14 protein-coding genes and 3 pseudogenes are annotated in these 16,814 nt (G+C 63.5%); 6 read left to right on the top strand and 11 right to left on the bottom strand.

The window, feature by feature from the left end; translation table 11 throughout:
• Positions 1–2 precede the first annotated feature (2 nt).
• From ACF0H6_RS14715 to ACF0H6_RS14705, 3 genes are all read right to left on the bottom strand, one after another.
• Entirely contained in the window at positions 3–422 is a 420-nt protein-coding gene (locus ACF0H6_RS14715; protein WP_395250338.1) for a DUF3151 domain-containing protein, read from the bottom strand.
• Positions 422–1,453, bottom strand: coding sequence for a class II fructose-bisphosphate aldolase (gene fbaA, locus ACF0H6_RS14710; RefSeq protein ID WP_395251320.1), 1,032 nt, complete (start codon positions 1,451–1,453; stop codon positions 422–424). The genes ACF0H6_RS14715 and fbaA overlap by 1 nt, the downstream gene beginning before the upstream one ends.
• Positions 1,454–1,574: 121 nt before the next feature.
• The gene (locus ACF0H6_RS14705) at positions 1,575–2,264 is read right to left on the bottom strand and encodes a TrmH family RNA methyltransferase (protein WP_395250337.1); all 690 of its coding nucleotides are present in this window, start codon (positions 2,262–2,264) and stop codon (positions 1,575–1,577) included.
• A 105-nt stretch (positions 2,265–2,369) separates the two neighbouring features.
• Between ACF0H6_RS14705 and ACF0H6_RS14700 the strand changes: the two genes are divergently transcribed.
• Positions 2,370–3,200, top strand: coding sequence for an HAD-IIA family hydrolase (locus ACF0H6_RS14700; protein ID WP_395250336.1), 831 nt, complete (start codon positions 2,370–2,372; stop codon positions 3,198–3,200).
• A 19-nt stretch (positions 3,201–3,219) separates the two neighbouring features.
• A complete protein-coding gene (locus ACF0H6_RS14695; protein ID WP_395250335.1) occupies positions 3,220–3,909 on the top strand; it encodes a tyrosine-protein phosphatase in 690 nt (229 codons plus the stop codon).
• Here the strand turns inward: ACF0H6_RS14695 and ACF0H6_RS14690 are convergent.
• Together ACF0H6_RS14690 and pyrE are read right to left on the bottom strand one after the other, a co-directional pair.
• Complete coding sequence (locus ACF0H6_RS14690) at positions 3,906–4,958, bottom strand: thioesterase domain-containing protein (RefSeq protein WP_395250334.1); 1,053 nt, start codon at positions 4,956–4,958, stop codon at positions 3,906–3,908. The two genes, ACF0H6_RS14695 and ACF0H6_RS14690, sit on opposite strands and share 4 nt — an antisense overlap.
• A 100-nt stretch (positions 4,959–5,058) precedes the next feature.
• Positions 5,059–5,631 (bottom strand): orotate phosphoribosyltransferase, encoded by a 573-nt coding sequence (gene pyrE, locus ACF0H6_RS14685; protein WP_395250333.1) that lies wholly within the window; start codon positions 5,629–5,631, stop codon positions 5,059–5,061.
• A 159-nt stretch (positions 5,632–5,790) separates the two neighbouring features.
• On the opposite strand from pyrE, the gene ACF0H6_RS14680 reads away from it, so the two are divergent.
• Positions 5,791–6,432 carry an NADPH-dependent F420 reductase gene (locus ACF0H6_RS14680; RefSeq protein WP_395250332.1) on the top strand — a complete coding sequence of 214 codons (642 nt, stop codon included), beginning with the start codon at positions 5,791–5,793 and terminating at the stop codon, positions 6,430–6,432.
• A 79-nt stretch (positions 6,433–6,511) separates the two neighbouring features.
• Here ACF0H6_RS14680 and ACF0H6_RS14675 read toward each other — a convergent pair whose 3' ends face one another.
• The 6 genes and pseudogenes from ACF0H6_RS14675 to ACF0H6_RS14650 all read right to left on the bottom strand — a co-directional run bounded on the left by ACF0H6_RS14675 (position 6,512) and on the right by ACF0H6_RS14650 (position 12,753).
• Positions 6,512–7,423: a sugar phosphate isomerase/epimerase family protein gene (locus tag ACF0H6_RS14675; protein ID WP_395250331.1), complete on the bottom strand. Its 912-nt coding sequence runs from the start codon at positions 7,421–7,423 to the stop codon at positions 6,512–6,514.
• On the bottom strand, positions 7,420–8,610 hold the full coding sequence (locus tag ACF0H6_RS14670; RefSeq protein WP_395251319.1) for a Gfo/Idh/MocA family protein: 1,191 nt from the start codon (positions 8,608–8,610) through the stop codon (positions 7,420–7,422). The genes ACF0H6_RS14675 and ACF0H6_RS14670 overlap by 4 nt, the downstream gene beginning before the upstream one ends.
• A gap of 11 nt (positions 8,611–8,621) precedes the next feature.
• A pseudogene (locus ACF0H6_RS14665) lies at positions 8,622–9,466 on the bottom strand (sugar phosphate isomerase/epimerase family protein).
• Between the two features lie 2 nt (positions 9,467–9,468).
• Complete coding sequence (locus tag ACF0H6_RS14660; RefSeq protein WP_395251318.1) at positions 9,469–10,302, bottom strand: carbohydrate ABC transporter permease; 834 nt, start codon at positions 10,300–10,302, stop codon at positions 9,469–9,471.
• Positions 10,303–10,385: 83 nt separating this feature from the next.
• Positions 10,386–11,382: pseudogene (locus ACF0H6_RS14655) on the bottom strand (carbohydrate ABC transporter permease).
• Positions 11,383–11,394: 12 nt separating this feature from the next.
• The gene (locus ACF0H6_RS14650) at positions 11,395–12,753 is read right to left on the bottom strand and encodes an ABC transporter substrate-binding protein (protein ID WP_395250330.1); all 1,359 of its coding nucleotides are present in this window, start codon (positions 12,751–12,753) and stop codon (positions 11,395–11,397) included.
• 185 nt (positions 12,754–12,938) lie between these two features.
• Here ACF0H6_RS14650 and ACF0H6_RS14645 point away from each other — a divergent pair, with 185 nt between their 5' ends.
• The 3 genes and pseudogenes from ACF0H6_RS14645 (at position 12,939) to ACF0H6_RS14635 (ending at position 16,795) form a co-directional block, all read left to right on the top strand.
• Positions 12,939–13,958, top strand: coding sequence for a LacI family DNA-binding transcriptional regulator (locus tag ACF0H6_RS14645; RefSeq protein ID WP_395250329.1), 1,020 nt, complete (start codon positions 12,939–12,941; stop codon positions 13,956–13,958).
• A gap of 143 nt (positions 13,959–14,101) precedes the next feature.
• Positions 14,102–14,923 carry an ammonia-dependent NAD(+) synthetase gene (gene nadE, locus ACF0H6_RS14640; protein ID WP_395250328.1) on the top strand — a complete coding sequence of 274 codons (822 nt, stop codon included), beginning with the start codon at positions 14,102–14,104 and terminating at the stop codon, positions 14,921–14,923.
• A 147-nt stretch (positions 14,924–15,070) separates the two neighbouring features.
• Positions 15,071–16,795, top strand: a pseudogene (locus tag ACF0H6_RS14635) (AMP-binding protein).
• The last annotated feature ends 19 nt before the right edge of the window (positions 16,796–16,814 follow it).

Raw genomic sequence — 16,814 nt, 5'->3', positions numbered from 1 at the left:
ACTTACGCTTCGATTGCTGCCTTCGCGGTGGGATCCGAGTCGTTCAGGAACGTCTCGATCCGCTCCGGTTCCTCGGCTTCGCCGATGGCCGCGGAGGCCCTGCCGAGCGAGTACAGAGCGCGCAGGAATCCCCTGTTCGGCTCGTGCTCCCACGGGATGGGCCCGACGCCGCGCCAACCGTTCCGGCGCAGCGAATCCAGTCCGCGGTGGTAACCCACGCGCGAATATGCGTATGAATCGATGGTTCGACCTTCGGCCCAGGCTTCCTCGGCGAGGATCGCCCAGAGCAGCGAAGACGTGGGGTACTTGGCCACGAGATCCAAGGCTTCCTGGCCAAGCGCCAAGTGCTGGTAGATCTCGCTTTCTGCGGGCAGGAGGGTGGGCTCCGGCCCCATCAGGTTCTTGCGGAATTCGTCGGACATTAGAAGGTCTTGCCAACCGAACCGAGCTGCTGTGCGGCCTCCACGATGCGGGCAGCCATGCCGGCCTCAGCCGAGGCGCCCCAGACGCGGGGGTCGTACGTCTTCTTGTTGCCCATTTCGCCGTCGACCTTCAGGACGCCGTCGTAGTTCGAGAACATGTGACCGGCCACCGGGCGGGTGAAGGCGTACTGGGTGTCTGTGTCGACGTTCATCTTGATGACACCGTAGGAAACAGCATCCGCGATTTCCTGCTCGGAGGAGCCGGAGCCGCCGTGGAAGACCAGGTCGAACGGGTTGGTCTTGCCGATCTTGGCGCCGACCTCGGCCTGGATCTGCTTGAGCAGCTCCGGGCGCAGCTTCACGCCACCCGGCTTGTAGACGCCGTGGACGTTGCCGAAGGTCAGGGCGGTCATGTAGCGGCCGTGTTCCCCGGCACCGAGCGCCTCGATGGTGGCCAGCGCGTCCTCGGTGGTGGTGTAGAGCTTCTCGTTGATTTCGTTCTCGACACCGTCTTCCTCGCCGCCGACCGTGCCGATTTCAACCTCGAGGATGATCTTAGCGGCAGCTGCGCGCTCCAGCAGTTCGCGGCCGATGCGCAGGTTCTCGCCGAGGGTTTCGTGCGAGCCGTCCCACATGTGCGAGTTGAAGATGGGGTCCTTGCCGGCCTTGACGGCTTCCTCGGAAGCAGCAAGCAACGGCAGGACAAAGCCGTCCAGCTTGTCCTTGGGGCAGTGGTCCGTGTGCAGCGCGATGTTCACGTTGTAGTTCTTCGCGACTTCGCGGGCAAAAGCAGCGAAACCCAGGGAGCCGGCAACCATGTCCTTGACCGACGCGCCGGACCAGTAGGCCGCGCCACCGGTGGAGACCTGGATGATGCCGTCGGACTCAGCCTCGGCAAAGCCGCGGATAGCAGCGTTCAGGGTCTGCGACGAGGTGACATTCACTGCCGGGAAGGCGAATCCACCGGCCTTCGCGCGGTCGATCATCTCGGAGTAAATCTCTGGGGTTGCGATGGGCATGCTGACTCCTATGCTGATTTTCGTCTGTGGGTTTTATTGACCCTGGAGTAGACCTATACGGCTAGGCACCATCCTAGCGACTCAGGATCCAGCCCCGTGTTTCGGGTCACCCATCAGTAACACTCCGGGCGTCCTACGAAACCGGCTGGCCGAAATTGTGCCGGCGGATCCAGGCGTGCATTGCGATGGCCGCGGCGGACGCAGCGTTCATGGACCGAGTGGAACCGTACTGCTCGATCGATAGGGTGGCGACGGCGGCTTCGTGCACCTCGGGCGTCAGGCCGGGGCCCTCCTGCCCGAACACCAACACACAATTGCGCGGAAGATCGTACGTTTCCAGCGGCACGGAATCCGGGAAGATGTCGATGCCGATGATGGCCAGCCCCTCCCCCTGCGCCCATGTCACGAAGTCCTCCACGGTGGGATGGTGGCGGACATGCTGGTAGCGGTCGGTGACCATGGCGCCCCGGCGGTTCCACCGGCGTCGTCCGATGATGTGGACCTCTTTGGCGAGGAACGCATTGGCCGTGCGGACAACGGTGCCGATGTTGAGATCGTGCTGCCAGTTCTCAATGGCGATATGAAAATCGTGCCGGTGGGCGTCGAGGTCGGCGACGATCGAATCGTGCTTCCAGTACCGGTACTTGTCCACCACGTTGCGGCGATCGCCGTCCGTCAGGAGGTCCGGATCCCAATGCTCGCCCTCAGGCCACTCGCCCTCCCAGGGCCCGACGCCGACCTCTGGTTTCGCTTCGAAACCTTCCTCGGGAGCAGGATCAACCGCGGAGTCGGCAGGGGCTGGGTTCTGGGGCCGGTCAGTCACTCCACAACACTAGCCCGGGGCGCCGTAACGCAGGACACCCGGATGTCTCCGGGACCGAAAGATGAAAGACTTGGGAGCAGAACAGCCAACACGCGGAGGAAAAGCATGGACAACGCAACCGAGGCCCTGAAGAGCTCATCCCTTTACCGCAATGGACACGAGATCGAATGCTGGCTCACGGACATGGACGGGGTCCTGGTCCACGAGAACCAAGCCGTACCCGGAGCGGCTGAACTGATCCAGCGCTGGGTGGATACCTCCAAGCGATTCCTCGTCCTCACCAATAACTCCATCTTCACGCCACGGGACCTCGCGGCCCGCCTGCACTCCTCGGGCCTGGAAATCCCCGAGGAGAACATCTGGACCTCGGCGCTGGCAACGGCCCACTTCCTCAAGGACCAGGTGGCTGGCTCGGAATCCGGCAACCGCGCGTACACCATTGGCGAAGCGGGGCTCACGACGGCGCTGCACGAGGCCGGCTTCATCCTCACCGACCAGAACCCGGACTTCGTGGTGCTCGGCGAAACCCGGACCTACTCCTTCGAAGCGATCACCATGGCCATCCGGTTGATCCTCGCCGGTGCGCGTTTCATCGCCACCAACCCGGATGCCACGGGCCCGTCGAAGGACGGACCGATGCCTGCCACCGGCGCCATCGCGGCGCTGATCTCCAAGGCGACCGGCCGCGAGCCCTACATTGTGGGCAAGCCGAACCCCATGATGTTCCGTTCCGCGATGAACCAGATCGACGCGCATTCCGAGACCACGGCCATGATTGGCGACCGAATGGATACGGACATCATCGCCGGCATGGAAGCAGGGCTGCACACCGTTTTGGTGCTCAGCGGCATCACCCAGCGCGAGGACATCGCGGCCTTCCCGTTCCGGCCGAACCAGATCCTGAACTCGGTAGCGGATCTCAAGAACCAGATCTAAGAAGAAGGGGGCTAGGGCCATGGCAGTGCTGAACCTGCGTTCCTTGGCCGACGGCCGCATTCTCAGGGGAAGCCAGCCGTTCGGCATGGACGCCGCGGAGACGGCTGCTTTCCTGGCCACGCATGGCATCCAGACCGTGGTGGATCTGCGGAGCGGATACGAACGGGCCATCGCGCCCTGGCAACTGGCCAACAGCTCTGCTTCGAATGGGACGGTGGAACTCGTCGAGAACCCCCTCGATCCGCGAACGGCTTCGGCCGGACTCTCATCAATCCACACGGCCGAAGACCTCGGCGAGCTCTATCTGGGCTGGGTTCGCACGCGGCCGGATTGGGTCGCCGAGGCGCTACGTCCCGCGGCCCAAGGCAAGCGGACGCTGATCCATTGCTCGCTCGGCAAGGACCGCACCGGCGTCGTATCCGCTGTGGCCCTCATCGCAAACGGTACGGACCGCGACGCCGTTGTGGCGGACTATGCGGCAAGCACCGCGGCCCTCCCCTTCATGCTGGAGACCATGGCGGCAACATGGCGGCTGGCAATTCCCGACGTTCCGGAACAGGCGTTCAGCCCCTCGCTCATGCTGTTGCAGTCCCCCGCCGCAGCCATGGAGTACTTCCTGGATGGATTCGCACGCGAGTTCGGGAACGCCGCTGACTACCTGCGCGACGCCGGACTGAACGGTGCCGAGCTGGATGGCTTGCGCCGCTAGTAGAAGACCACCCGCGAGCCGGCCCGGGGCAGGGGCAAGAACTCGTTCTGCAGGTCCTCGATAATCGGGTTGTAGACAAACGGGTTCCACTGCGGGCTCGCGTGCGCGGGGCGGGCACCGTCGGTCCTCAGTCCCGTAGACGCAATGTTGAGGGGGAACGTCTTGGCCCACCCAGCCCGGGCCGTCTCGTAGTTCACTGTGTCATCGCGCGGGTTTCCGATGAACGCCATGCGGGTATCCCCCAGCCGGTCGGTGAACCGGGTACCGTCGAAATGGTAGATGTAGTCCGATTCGCTCTGGATGAGGACGCTCGACGGCGCGATCGGCGAGAGCTGCTCGAGGGTCTGGTTCCAGATCTGCCCCCACGTGCGTTCATTCTTGTTGACCACACGCTCACCCAGTTCATAGCCGCCGCGGACCACCGACGGAACCTGGAAACCGCTCTCGTACAAGAACACGACGCCGTCGAACCAGCTTTGGTCGAGGATGTCGTACTTGCTGAACGGCGACGAATCCAACAAGATCAGCTTGACGCCGACGTCGTTCCTCTCACGGAGGAAGGCGGCCACTTCGGTGGCCAGCATGCCGCCGAAACTGTGGCCATAGAAGTAGAGCGTATTCAGCTTCCGCTCCTTGATGTAGCCGACCACGGCGTCCACCACCTCAGCGACGTCCAACCCTTGGTTGGAGTATCCGACGGCGGCCAACTGGCCCCGCTGCCGTAGCGAACCCCGGAGCGAATTGAGGATCCATTGGGCCTCTTCCCAGCTGGTCTTGTACCCGGGGAAGAGTATCCAACTGGAGTTGGGGTAGTAGGACGCGGCGAAGTCGTCCCCCACCGGGAGGATTTTGGTGGTGCGGCGCTCGGCTTGGACCTGCCGGGTAAACAGCATGTCCGCCGCGAGTGCTGTGGAAGCTCCCGCGCCAATCAGGAAGGTCCGGCGGGAAAAGCTCTTCAGCTCAGCAGCATGGCGGAGAACCTGGGCAGGGGAGCCCGGGTCTTGCCAGCGCTTCTGCTTACGAGAGTATTTTCCCGCTTGAAAGTCCACCCAGCCAGCTTAGGCGTTTAGCCTTGGGAGTTTGTGTACAGCTCATGCCCCCTAAGGGTCGTCTTAAGGGGCATGACGTGTACACAAACTCGGCGGGAGGCTAGTTGAGCCCGAGCTCGTCCTTGCCGAAAACGAAGAGGTACGGCACGCCGGTTTCCGCTTCGATCTTTTCTTTCGCGCCGGTGTTTCGGTCCACAATGACCGCGACGGCCACCACGTTGCCACCGGCTTTCCGGACGCCTTCGACGGCGGTCAGCGCGGAACCGCCCGTGGTGGAGGTGTCCTCGAGGACAACCACGTTCCGGCCTTCGACGGAGGGACCTTCCACCTGCCGGCCCATGCCATAGGACTTCTGCGCCTTGCGTACGACGAACGCGTCAACGGCACGTCCGGCGTCGGCAGCTGCGTGCATCACGGCGGTCCCGACAGGGTCCGCCCCCATCGTCAGGCCACCGGCGCACTCAACCGCGATTCCGGCGTCGTCGATCATGGACAGCATGACCTGGCCCACCAGTTTGGAGGCCTCGTGGTGAAGGGTGATGCGCCGCAAGTCGATGTAGTAGTCCGCTTCGGCACCGCTGGAAAGGATCACCTTGCCGCGGACGACCGCCAGTTCTTTGATCAGTTCAAGGAGGCGGGCACGGGCAGCGGCAGCGTCAACAGCGGAAGTCATGGTCCCCATTCTACGTAAAGCGTCCGTCGTCGAGATCGCCGGAACGCGCTCAGGTCGCCGAAAGGTTCGGGCGACCCGGCACCATTCCGGCGAGCTCGCGTTGCGGGTGAGCCGCGTCACTCGTGAAATATCTGCGGCGGTGACGGGGTTCCCGCTCATATGACAACAATCGGAATCATCGGCGCAGGGCACATTGGCAGCCAAGTCGCTCGCAAAGCGGTCGAACTCGGCTATGACGTAGTGATCAGCAACTCGCGGGGACCGGAAACGCTGGCGGAACTTGTCGCGGAGCTGGGCACACGCGCCCGGGCCGCAACACCGGCCGAGGCGGCAGCGGCGGGCGATTTCGCCGTCGTGACCGTTCCCCTCAGAAACTACCAGGCCATCCCCGTGGAACCGCTCGCAGGCAAGATTGTGATCGACACGAACAACTACTACTGGGAGCGGGACGGCCGCATCCCGGAGCTCGACGCGGGCGACGCCACTGTGTCCGGCCTGCTGCAGAAGCACCTGCCCACGTCCAAGGTCGCCAAAGGCTTCAACCACATCATGGCGAAGGAGATCGGCACCGACGGCACCCCGGCGGGCACCGAAAACCGCCGCGCATTGGCCACCGCCAGCGACTACCCCGAGGCCGCCGACCTCGTGGCGAAGCTCTACGACGAGTTCGGCTTCGACACCATCAACATCGGGCCGCTCGATGAGAGCTGGCGCGTGGAACGTGACCGCCCGGCCTACGTGGTCCGGCAGAACGCCGCCGAACTCAAGGACAACCTGGCAAAAGCGACGCGCACCATCTAGCCACCAAAACAGCAGCCGCTTGCCTCCGAAAAGGCGAGCGGCTGCTGTTTCAAGCGTCGCCAGGGCGGCCAGCGCGTCGTCAGCGAGCCGAAGCGGGAGCGCCGACGTCGAACCCGGCCAATGCGGCTACCTTGCGTAGGTAGGCGAGGTTGGATGCGGTCCGTTCCTCCAACGGGAGCACGGTGGAGAAGTCCTCCACCGTGACCCAGGAGTTGTAGCCAACCGCGGCGAGAGCCCGGAAATATCCGAGCACGCTGCCCTGGCCCTCGGACGAAGGCGCCCACTCGTTGACCCACACGGCCGCGCCCGATTCGTCCGTAGACTCCGTGCGGACCCAGCGGGCGTTTTTCACATGGACATGTGCCAAATAAGGGCCGAGGAGCTGGAGTGCAGGCAACGGCGACTCCCACCCTTCGATCAGCAAATTGCCGAGGTCATGGATGACGCCGACGTGCTGCGGATCCAGTCCTTCCAGCAATCGCCTGGCCGACGACGCCGATGCTGTCACGGTGCCGTGGTGCAATTCGACGAGCGCCTTGACGCCGTGGTGCGCCGCGCGGGCGGCGACCCATTCGTAGTGTTCCCTGGTAGCGGCAAAGAGCTCGGGATAGGACAGACCCGTGGGCTCCCCTCCGCCCATATTCGAGTTTCCCAGCGGCAGCACATTGACGCGGACTTGCCTGGCACCGCAGGCTGCCGTCGCGGCCAGGACGCGATCGACGTCGTCGTGGTTGTCGCAGCGGGCGTAGCCGCCGAGGCCGGAGAATTCCAGCCCGGCTTCAGCGGTGAGGCGGCCGATCTCAGGGATCGAGTCCTCCAACCCCGTCATGGGCCACGTAGCGCGGTTCCCCGCCCAGAAGCCAGGTTCTGCCGCTTCGGCCTGGTCCGTGACACGCCATTCGATGCCGTCCCACCCCTGGGCTGAAAGCTTGGCGGCGGCGTCTTGAGGGGACCATTCGGGCGTGGATGCGGTGAAGACGGAAAACTTCATGCGGAAACCCCTTCGCGATTGGCTCCCGCGTGGGAAGCGGAACCGCCCGTGCGGACTTCCACGTTGTTGTACTTGCCTGCGATGACATCGGCGATCAGCACGGGTTGTCCGAGAGTGGCCGAGACATAGAGGGCGCGCACGGTTGCCAACGCGGTCACAGCGTCTTCCACGGTCACTCCGGCACGGCGTCCTTCGCGAATCGCAGCGAGGATGTCGCGGTACTGACGGACATGTCCAGCCGGATACACGGTGGGATCCAGCGGTTCGGCCGTCTCGTCGGGGTATTTGGCGAGCTCGACGGCGGCCTGGTTTCCGCTGCCGAGGATGCCCATGGCGCTGCTCTCGGAAGGATCAGCGGCGTCGGAAGCGTGGAAGTATTCGAGGTTGTCGTTGTCGATCACGGCGGAGCCCTTGCTGCCCATGACCTGGAGGCGGACCGTCAGTCCCGGGTAGGCCGCCGTCGTTGCGTGCAGCACGGCAAGTGCGCCGGATTCGAACGTCACGGTGGCCACTGCGGTGTCTTCCACTTCAACGCCTTCGTGGGCGAGGAGCGCCGTTTTGGCGCTGATCTCGACGGGCCGGCCGAGGAACCACACGAGCAGATCCACCGTGTGGACGCCCTGGTTCATGATGGCCCCGCCGCCGTCCATGGCCCACGTTCCACGCCAAGCTCCCGAGTCGTAATAACTCTGACTGCGCCACCAGCTCACCGAGGCCACGGCGGAAGTCAGCGTGCCGAAGCGCCCGGCCCGGCGTGCTTCGTCCACCACCAGGCTGGCCGGGTCGAAGCGATGCTGGCTGATCACACTGGCCACCAAGCCCTTGGCCTCGGCGGCTTTCGCTGCTGCAATGATCTCGTCCGCGCGGCTCAAATCGACGCCGAGGGGCTTTTCGATCACCACGTGCTTGCCCGCGTCGAGCGCTTCCAGTGCTTGCTGGATGTGCAGCCCGCTGGGCGTTGAGACGATGACCAGGTCCACGGGTACTGCCGCGAGCGCCTCGGCCAGCGTCAGGAAGACTGCCGGCTTCGGGTTGCCTTGGGCTTCGATCGTGGCGGCAAGGGCCGCGGAGGCCTCGGCGATCTCGTCAACAAGTGCGGCGACCGTGATCCCCGGGAGCTCGCGGATGGCGGCCGCATGCGTGCGGCCGATGACCCCGCACCCCACGATTGCAGCCTGAAGTGCCATTTTTTCTTCAGTCACTTGGCTTCCACTCCCGCTTCGCTGAGGACTTTCGCGAAGGCCCTCGCGGCGATGCCGAACGCCGTCGGGCCCGAAACCACCCAGGCCGTGAGCGCCGGCCAAGTGCGGTTCCAAGCTGGCGAATCCGGTGTAGCCGTCGGCTTTCAGGGCTTCCACGGTACGCAGCAAATCGCCGTCACCTTCGCCCGCCGGCGTCACGGTGGCGTTCGAAAACAAGGCGTCCTTGACCTGCAGGTACTCAAGGTGCGGGCGGAGTTTGGCGTAGGCGTCGTCGAAGGGCTTGACGCCAACCTGAACGAAGTTCGCCGCATCCCAGGCGACCTTCAGGGCCGGGGAGTTCACCGATTCGATGATGTCCAGGACCCTCTCCGGAATATCGCCGAAGATGTCCTTCTCATTTTCGTGCAGCAGTACGACGCCGGATTCCTCCGCCACGGCCGCGAGGGCGCGCATCCGTTCGATCACGGCATTCCGAATGCTCTCCACGGCCACGTCTTCGCCGTAATAGAAGGAGAAGATCCGGATGTAACGGGATTCCAGCACGTGTGCGGCGTTGACCGCCCGCCGGAGCCGTTCCACCTCGTGCTCCACGGGGAGCGAGACATCCACTTTCCCGATCGGCGAGGCGATCGCGGAAACCTTCATGCCGGCCGTGTCCAGCAACGCCTTGAGTTCTGCGAGCTGTCCATCGTCCAGGGCCCACGATGTTGATGCCCCAGGCACTGCGTACTTCAATATGCCTTGCCCCCAGTGCCTGCATCACGGCAATCTGGATCTTGGGGTCGTCGTCGATCTCGTCGCCGAAGCCCGAGAGCTCCCATTCAACCGCTGGCGTGCTCATAGTTACTTAACTCCTCCGGCGGTCAGGCCGCCCACTAGGTAACGCTGGAAAATCAGATAGAGAATGACCACCGGGGCAGCACACACGAGCGAGGCCGCCATCATCTGGCCGTAGAACGGAATTGCGCCGCCCTCTTGCGAGGCGCCGAAGACTTGGAGCGCGACGGCGGCCGTCTGGCTCTCGGGGCGGGTCATGACAGAGGCGAACAGGACGTCGTTCCAGCCGAGCAGGAAGGCGAAAATACCAGAAACGACGACGCCGGGCCAGCTCAGCGGCAGGATGATCCGCACCAGCACGCCAAGGTTGCTGGCGCCGTCGATCCTTGCTGCCTCTTCGAGTTCGCGCGGCAGGCCGCGCAGATAGGTGACCATCACCCAGGTGGAGAACGGCATCGCGAAGGTCAGATAGGTGATGAACAAGCCCCACTGCGTGCCAATGATTTGAATGCCCAGGTAGCTGGCGGACGACGAGAACAGCACGAAAACCGGAAGCACCATGAGGGTGCCCGGAACTGACTGGAGTCCGAGGAGCCCGCGAAGGATCGTCAAACGGCCGCGGAACTGGTAGCGGACCAGGACGTAGGCGGTGGCAATCGACATCAGCGCGGAGACCACGGCGGTGGAACCGGCCACGAGCACACTGTTGGCCAAGCCTGTTGCCAGTCCAACGCTCGTCCAGATCGTGGAGTAGTTCTCAAAGGAGAAACTGGACGGGAAGAACTCGCCCCGGGCCACGCCGATGTCCGAGTTCACGGACGCCAGGAAGATGTACGCCACCGGGATGAGCACCAGGGCACACAACACCGTCAGGATGATGGCAAGCATGGGCCCTGGCATGAGCCGGGTGACTTCGTGCTGGCGTTTGGAGCCCGGGCGAACATCTTCGCTCGGTTGGCGTCCGACGGCGGTTGTTGCGGCGCTCACTTTTTGCCTCCGGGAGTTTCAGCGTCGTCGAGCTTGACAGCCCGCAAATAGACGAACAGGGGAATCGCGATCAGGATCAGCGAAATGAACGCCATGGCCGCGCTGAGTCCGAACCGGAAGCTCTGGAAGCTGGTGACGTAGGTGAGGATCGGCAGGAGCTCCACATCGGAGGGGGCCGGCACGCCGAAGAGGACGAACGGCAAGGTGAAGTTGTTGATGTGGTGCAGCATGCCGATCAGGAACGCCAAAGAGAGTGGGCCCTTGAGATAAGGGAAGACCACGTAGCGGAGCTTGTTCCACCACAGCGCACCGTCCAGGGCCGATGCCTCGTGGACCTCATGGTCTACCGACTGCAGTCCGGACAGTGCCAGCAGGTAGACAAACGGCCACGATGCCCAGATCTGGACCAGGATCAGCGTCCAATAGGACTGGGGCCCGTTGAGCCACAAGCCCGGGTCGATGCCCACCGAATGCAGCACGGAGTCGATGACACTGCCCGGCTGGAACATGGTCCGCCACACCGTCGCCACCACGAAGGAGGGAAGGACGTAAGGGATCAGGAAGATCGAGCGGACCACGGCGCGCCCTTTGAACGCGTTCTGGGTGGCGACGGCGCCGGCTATACCCAGCGGGATAGTGACCACCATCGCGAGTAGGGAGTAGCTGACGCTGAGCCAGATGGCGTGCAGCAAAGGCGATGCCGTCAGCGCTTCGACGAAGTTCTGCACTCCGATGAAGGGGGCGCTGACCCACTGGCGCAGCGAGTACTGATCCAGCGTCCAGCCCCGACATGAAGATGCCGAGCAGGAGCGGCACCACGATGATGATCACCATCAGCAGGCCGCCTGGAATCAGCATCCACAAGGGGCGGTTGCGTTCGCTTAGCCCCTTGCGGCGCCGGGGAGTGTCGTCTGGCGACTGCGGGTCCGGCTTGGCGGCGCGGGACGGCTTGCGGTGTGCCGCCTCGCCCGCAGTCAATGAATCGGTGGACATGTCCGTTCCTTCTTACTTCGAGGCCCGGTCAAGTGAGGCCTGGCCCTTGGACTGTGCGTCCTTCAGGCGACCCTGCAGGGTCGAGTCGTCCACGGAACCCTTGGAGAGGTCGGGGATCGACTGGACTACCACGTTGAGCAGAGCCAGCTGGATGTCACCCCACGCTCCGGTGAACGGCGTTGCCTTGGACTTCGCTGCGGTGTCGGCAACCGGTTGAAGGGCGGGGCTGTTCAGGGACTTCAGGGCTTCGGCGTTGGCAGGTAGGTCTCCGAAGATCTTCTGGAAGTTCAACTGCTCGTCTTTGGACGTGATGAGGTTGATGTAAGCGAAAGCCAGGTCCTTTTGCTTCGAGTAATCGGCAACAACCACGTTGTCACCGGACAGGATGCTCGCTGCATTCGCGGCATCTCCCTGCGGAGATGTCTGGCCGGGGGCCGTGGTCGGCATGGTTGCATAGGCGTACTTACCGGCAACGGAGGACTTGTCGAGCGTCGGGAGGGAACTCGACGTCGTCATCATCAGGTAGCCGGCCTTGCCCGAGGCAAACGCGGCGACCGCGTTGCTGTTGCTCCACCCGATCGACGCCGGATCCACCACCTTGTCCTGGGTCAGCCAGCCGAAGTAGGTTTGATAGGCCTTCTTGACAGCCGGGTCGTCAAGCTTGAGCGTCTTGCCGTCCACCAGCGGGTTGCCGGCCTGCACCGACATGGCCCAGATGAACTTCCAAGGGTCAAAGTTGTCCTTGTAGCCGGTCGCCAAGCCGAAAGTGCCTGTGGACGGGTCGGTCATCTTCTTTGCCTGCGCCGCGAGCTCATCCCAGCTCGTGGCGGGCTTGTCGATCCCGGCGGCCTTCAGCAGATCTTTGTTGTAGGCCATCACGAACGGCCGGCTGACGAACGGAATGCCTGCCTGGTGCTGGGCGTCGGGGCCGGAAATTCCGAGGGCGGCTGGGTTGAACCTGTCCTTCCCGCCAATCTTCTTCCAGTCGTCGTCGGACAACGTCACGAAGGCCTTGGTTGCGTACGCGGTGGGGGTGAAGGTTGTGCCGAGGCTGTAGACGTCAGGTCCCTGTCCGGAAACTACAGACGTCTGGATGCGGGTCAGCTCGTCGTTGGCCGAAGCGAACGTTTCGAATGAGATGTCTGCACCGGTCTGCGCCTTGAACTTGGCCGCAATGTCGGTAAACCACTGCTTTTGCTGGGCAGAGTACTGGTTGTTGACGCCTGTCAGGACGCTCAGCTTCTTGCCCTTCCCGTCAACGGGCCCGGCGCTCCCCCCGGAGCTGGTGTTGCTGCCGCTTCCGCAGGCGGTCAAAGCTAGGGCGGCTGTTAAGACAACAGCGGCAAACTTGGCGGACGATGCAAACTTCATTGTTTTTCCTCCCTGAATACCCGATGGCCTCATGGCGTGGTGCGCGTCACACCGGGCGATTGCTCCGAGTCTAGGCACGAGCAACAAGGTTGACAAGCGATTGCCAAAAATTGTCATCGGTGCTGAAATTGTGGGACAAGTCACTCATAGATGAGCGAGTGCGGCAGATGAGGAATACCCAGATCATGGCAGAACTCGAGCTCCAGTCACCGGGCAGGCAGCCCACTATTCGCGATGTTGCCGAACTCGCGGGGGTGGCTACATCCACCGTCTCGCGGGCCCTGTCCAACCCGCGGCGGGTGAACCACGTGACACGCCAGCGGATCGAAGAAGCTGCCGCGCAGTTGAACTACGCGCCCAGTTCCCAAGCCCGCGGACTCAGCTCCGGACGCACCCAGACAGTCGCCGTCCTGGTCCCTGACATCACCAACCCGTTCTACTTCGACATCATCCGCGGCGCCCAGCTTCAACTGAAGGCCGCTGGCTACACGCAACTGCTCGTGGACACCGAGGAATCAGCGGAGATGGAAGCGGACGCCCTGCAGAAAATGCGCCGCTCCGCCGACGGCTTCATCCTTGCGGCGTCCCGCCTGACTGACGCGCAACTCACCGAGGCAGCGGCACAGCAGCCCCTGGTGACCATCAACCGGGCCCCGGCCATTGCACCCACGGTGGTGATCGATACGCCGTCGGCCATTGTCCAGGCGCTGGAACATCTTGTCTCGCTGGGCCACAGCAGGATTTGCTTCGTCGGCGGCCCGGCCACGTCCTGCTCCAACGCCAAGCGGTGGAAGGCATTCCAGGAGGAGACCCAGGAACGGAGCTTGACCACCTTCAGCGTGGGGCCGTTCGCTCCCAAGACGACGTCCGGCGCGGCCGCAGCCGACGCCGCCGCGCACACAGGAGCCACGGCATGCATTGTGTTCAATGACCTGTTGGCCATCGGCATGCTCCAGAGGCTGCGCGAACGGGGAATCCGGGTGCCCGAGGACATGAGCATTGTGGGTTGCGACGACATTTTCGGCGCCGATTTCTGCAATCCCCCACTGACCACCATGGCCTCACCCATTGAACAGGCCGGCCGGGTCGCCGTCTCCATGCTCCTTTCCCGCCTGAATCCCCAATACGGCGGAATCAGCCGGCGCTTGGCCGTCATGCCTACGCACCTCACGGTCCGAGGGTCGACGGGGCCCGCGCCGGCGTAATCGCCCGCTCACCTTTGGTGCCCAAACCACCGCCATCCCAGTCGCGAGGGGCTAAGTTACTTTGCTCGAAAACGACAACAACGGCGAGTTACTTGGGGTGACACAGTTGAGTGTTTCAAGCACTCGTTACTAGTGTTGGGGACATGCGCACACTCCAGGCCACGATCATTGCGGAAATGGGCGTTCAGCCCCGGATCGACCCCGCTGGGGAGGTGCGCAAACGCGTCACGTTCCTGAAGGAATACCTCAAAGCCACACATACCAAGGGCTTTGTCCTGGGTATTTCCGGAGGCTTGGATTCCTCCCTCGCCGGGCGTCTCGCGCAACTGGCTGTCGAGGAACTCGACGCTGAGGGCGTCGTGGCGAACTTCGTAGCGGTCCGGCTCCCCTACGGCACCCAGCATGATGAGGACGACGCCCAGGCCGCACTGGACTTTATCCAGGCCAGGACGGAGTGGACCTTCAACATCTCCCGGGCGGTTGACGGCTTCGAGGACGAGTTCGAAAAGACCACAGGGTCACGCATATCGGACTTCCACAAAGGCAACACGAAGGCCCGCGCCCGCATGGTGGCCCAGTACGCCCTCGCCGGCGAGCACAACTACCTGGTGATCGGCACAGATCACGGCGCCGAGTCCGTCACCGGATTCTTCACCAAGTTCGGCGACGGCGGTGCGGACATCCTGCCGCTCTTCGGCCTCAACAAACGGCAGAACCGTGCACTCCTCGCTGAGCTGGGCGCCCCGTCCCGCATTTGGGACAAAGTTCCCACGGCCGACCTCCTCGACGGCAAGCCCGGCCGCACCGACGAGGACGAGCTCGGCATCAAGTACGACCAGATCGACGACTACCTTGAAGGCCGGGAGGTTGCTGACGAGGTAGCCGAGGCCATCGAGCAGAAGTACCTGCGCACCCGGCACAAGCGGACCGTCCCGGTGACCATTTTCGACACTTGGTGGAAGTAGGGGCTCCTTCGGGCGCTTCGGCGTCGCGCCCTTCATCTCTTTCCAAACCCTTGGATGTCCTAGTATATTGCGAGGTGAGGCGGATCACACGGCCAGCGACGTCCCCGATCCGCGCTGATCCCATTCCCGCAGGGCGAAAGGCAGACAATGACAGTCACCGACGACTTCCGTGCAGCCCGCGACAGGCTCCTTGAGCTGCGCACCGATTACTCCCAGGCACACAGCGAATTCCAGTGGCCCCGCTTCAGCGAATTCAACTTCGCTCTCGACTGGTTCGACCAGATCGCAGCCAACCCCTCCACGGCCAACAACCCGGCGCTGGTCATCGTGGAGCAGGACGGCAGTTCCACCCGCCGCAGCTTCGCCGATCTTTCCGCACGTTCCTCGCAGCTTGCCAATTGGCTCCGTGGGAAGGGCGTCCATCGTGGCGACCGCATGATCATCATGCTTGGCAACCAGGTGGAGCTGTGGGAACTCATGCTCGCCGGGATCAAACTGGGCCTTGTCCTGATCCCCACCACCACGCTCATGGGTCCGCGCGATATCCGGGACCGCGTCGAGCGCGGGGGCGCCCACTGGGCCGCCGTCGGGAGCGCCAATATTGCCAAGTTCGCCGATGTGCCGGGCGACTACACGCTGATCGAAGTTGGCAACGGCGCCGGCGCACCGAGGCAAAACGCCCTCCAGTACGCCGAATCCGGTTCTGCCGAGACCGAGTTCATCCCGGACGGCCCCACCCATGCCGACGAAACCATGCTCCTCTACTTCACGTCGGGCACCACGTCCCGGGCCAAGTTGGTGGAGCACACCCATACGTCATACCCCGTGGGGCATCTGTCTACGATGTACTGGATCGGGCTGGAACCCGGGGATGTCCATCTCAATGTGGCCTCCCCCGGCTGGGCCAAGCACGCCTGGTCCGAATGTTTTCACGCCGTGGATCGCCGAGGCCTGCGTGTTTGTCTACAACTACGAGCGCTTCGACGCCAAAGCCCTCATGGAGCAGATGGACCGCGAAGGCGTCACGAGTTTCTGCGCCCCTCCCACGGTCTGGCGCATGCTGATCCAGGCGGATCTGACCCTGTTGAAGACGCCGCCCACCAAGGTTGTTTCGGCTGGCGAACCGCTCAACGCCGAGGTCATCGGGCAAGTTGAGAGGGCCTGGGCCAGACCATCCGCGATGGTTTCGGGCAGACGGAATCAACGGTCCAGGCCGCCAACACCCCCGGCCAGCCGGTCAAGACCGGCTCCATGGGCCGGCCGCTTCCAGGCTACGACGTGGTGCTTGTTGACCCCGCCACCGGCGAGGAGAGCGACGTCGGCGAACTGTGCTTGCGCTTGGACCCCCGGCCCGTGGGACTCATGAAGTCCTACTTCGGCGATCCGGAGAAGACCGCCGAGGCTCACCGCGACGGCTATTACCACACGGGCGACATGGCCAGCCGGGACCAAAACGGCGTCATCACCTACGTGGGCCGCGGGGACGATGTCTTCAAGTCCTCCGACTACAGGTTGTCCCCCTTCGAGCTCGAGAGCGTACTGATCGAACATCCCGCAGTGGCTGAGGCCGCCGTCGTGCCTTCGCCGGATCCGGTGAAGCTCTCGGTACCTAAGGCATTCGTAGTCCTCGCAAGTGGACATGTCCCCTCGCCCGAGCTCGCTGAGGACATCCTGCGTTATTGCCGGATCCATTTGGCGCCGTTCAAGCGCATCCGCCGGATCGAATTCGCTGAGCTGCCCAAGACGATTTCCGGCAAGATCCGCCGTGTTGAGCTTCGTGCGAGCGAGGAAATCCGGCACAACGGAGGCCAACTCCCGGCAGGGACCGGGGTCGAATACTCCGAATCCGATTTCCCGAGCCTGAAAGAATAGGCAGCCACCAAACAATGTC

The organism is Arthrobacter sp. NA-172 (genome assembly GCF_043952055.1).
Lineage (GTDB): Bacteria > Actinomycetota > Actinomycetes > Actinomycetales > Micrococcaceae > Arthrobacter.
The sequence above is the reverse complement of the archived record's forward strand: the minus strand, read 5'-3'. Positions and strand labels throughout refer to the sequence as shown.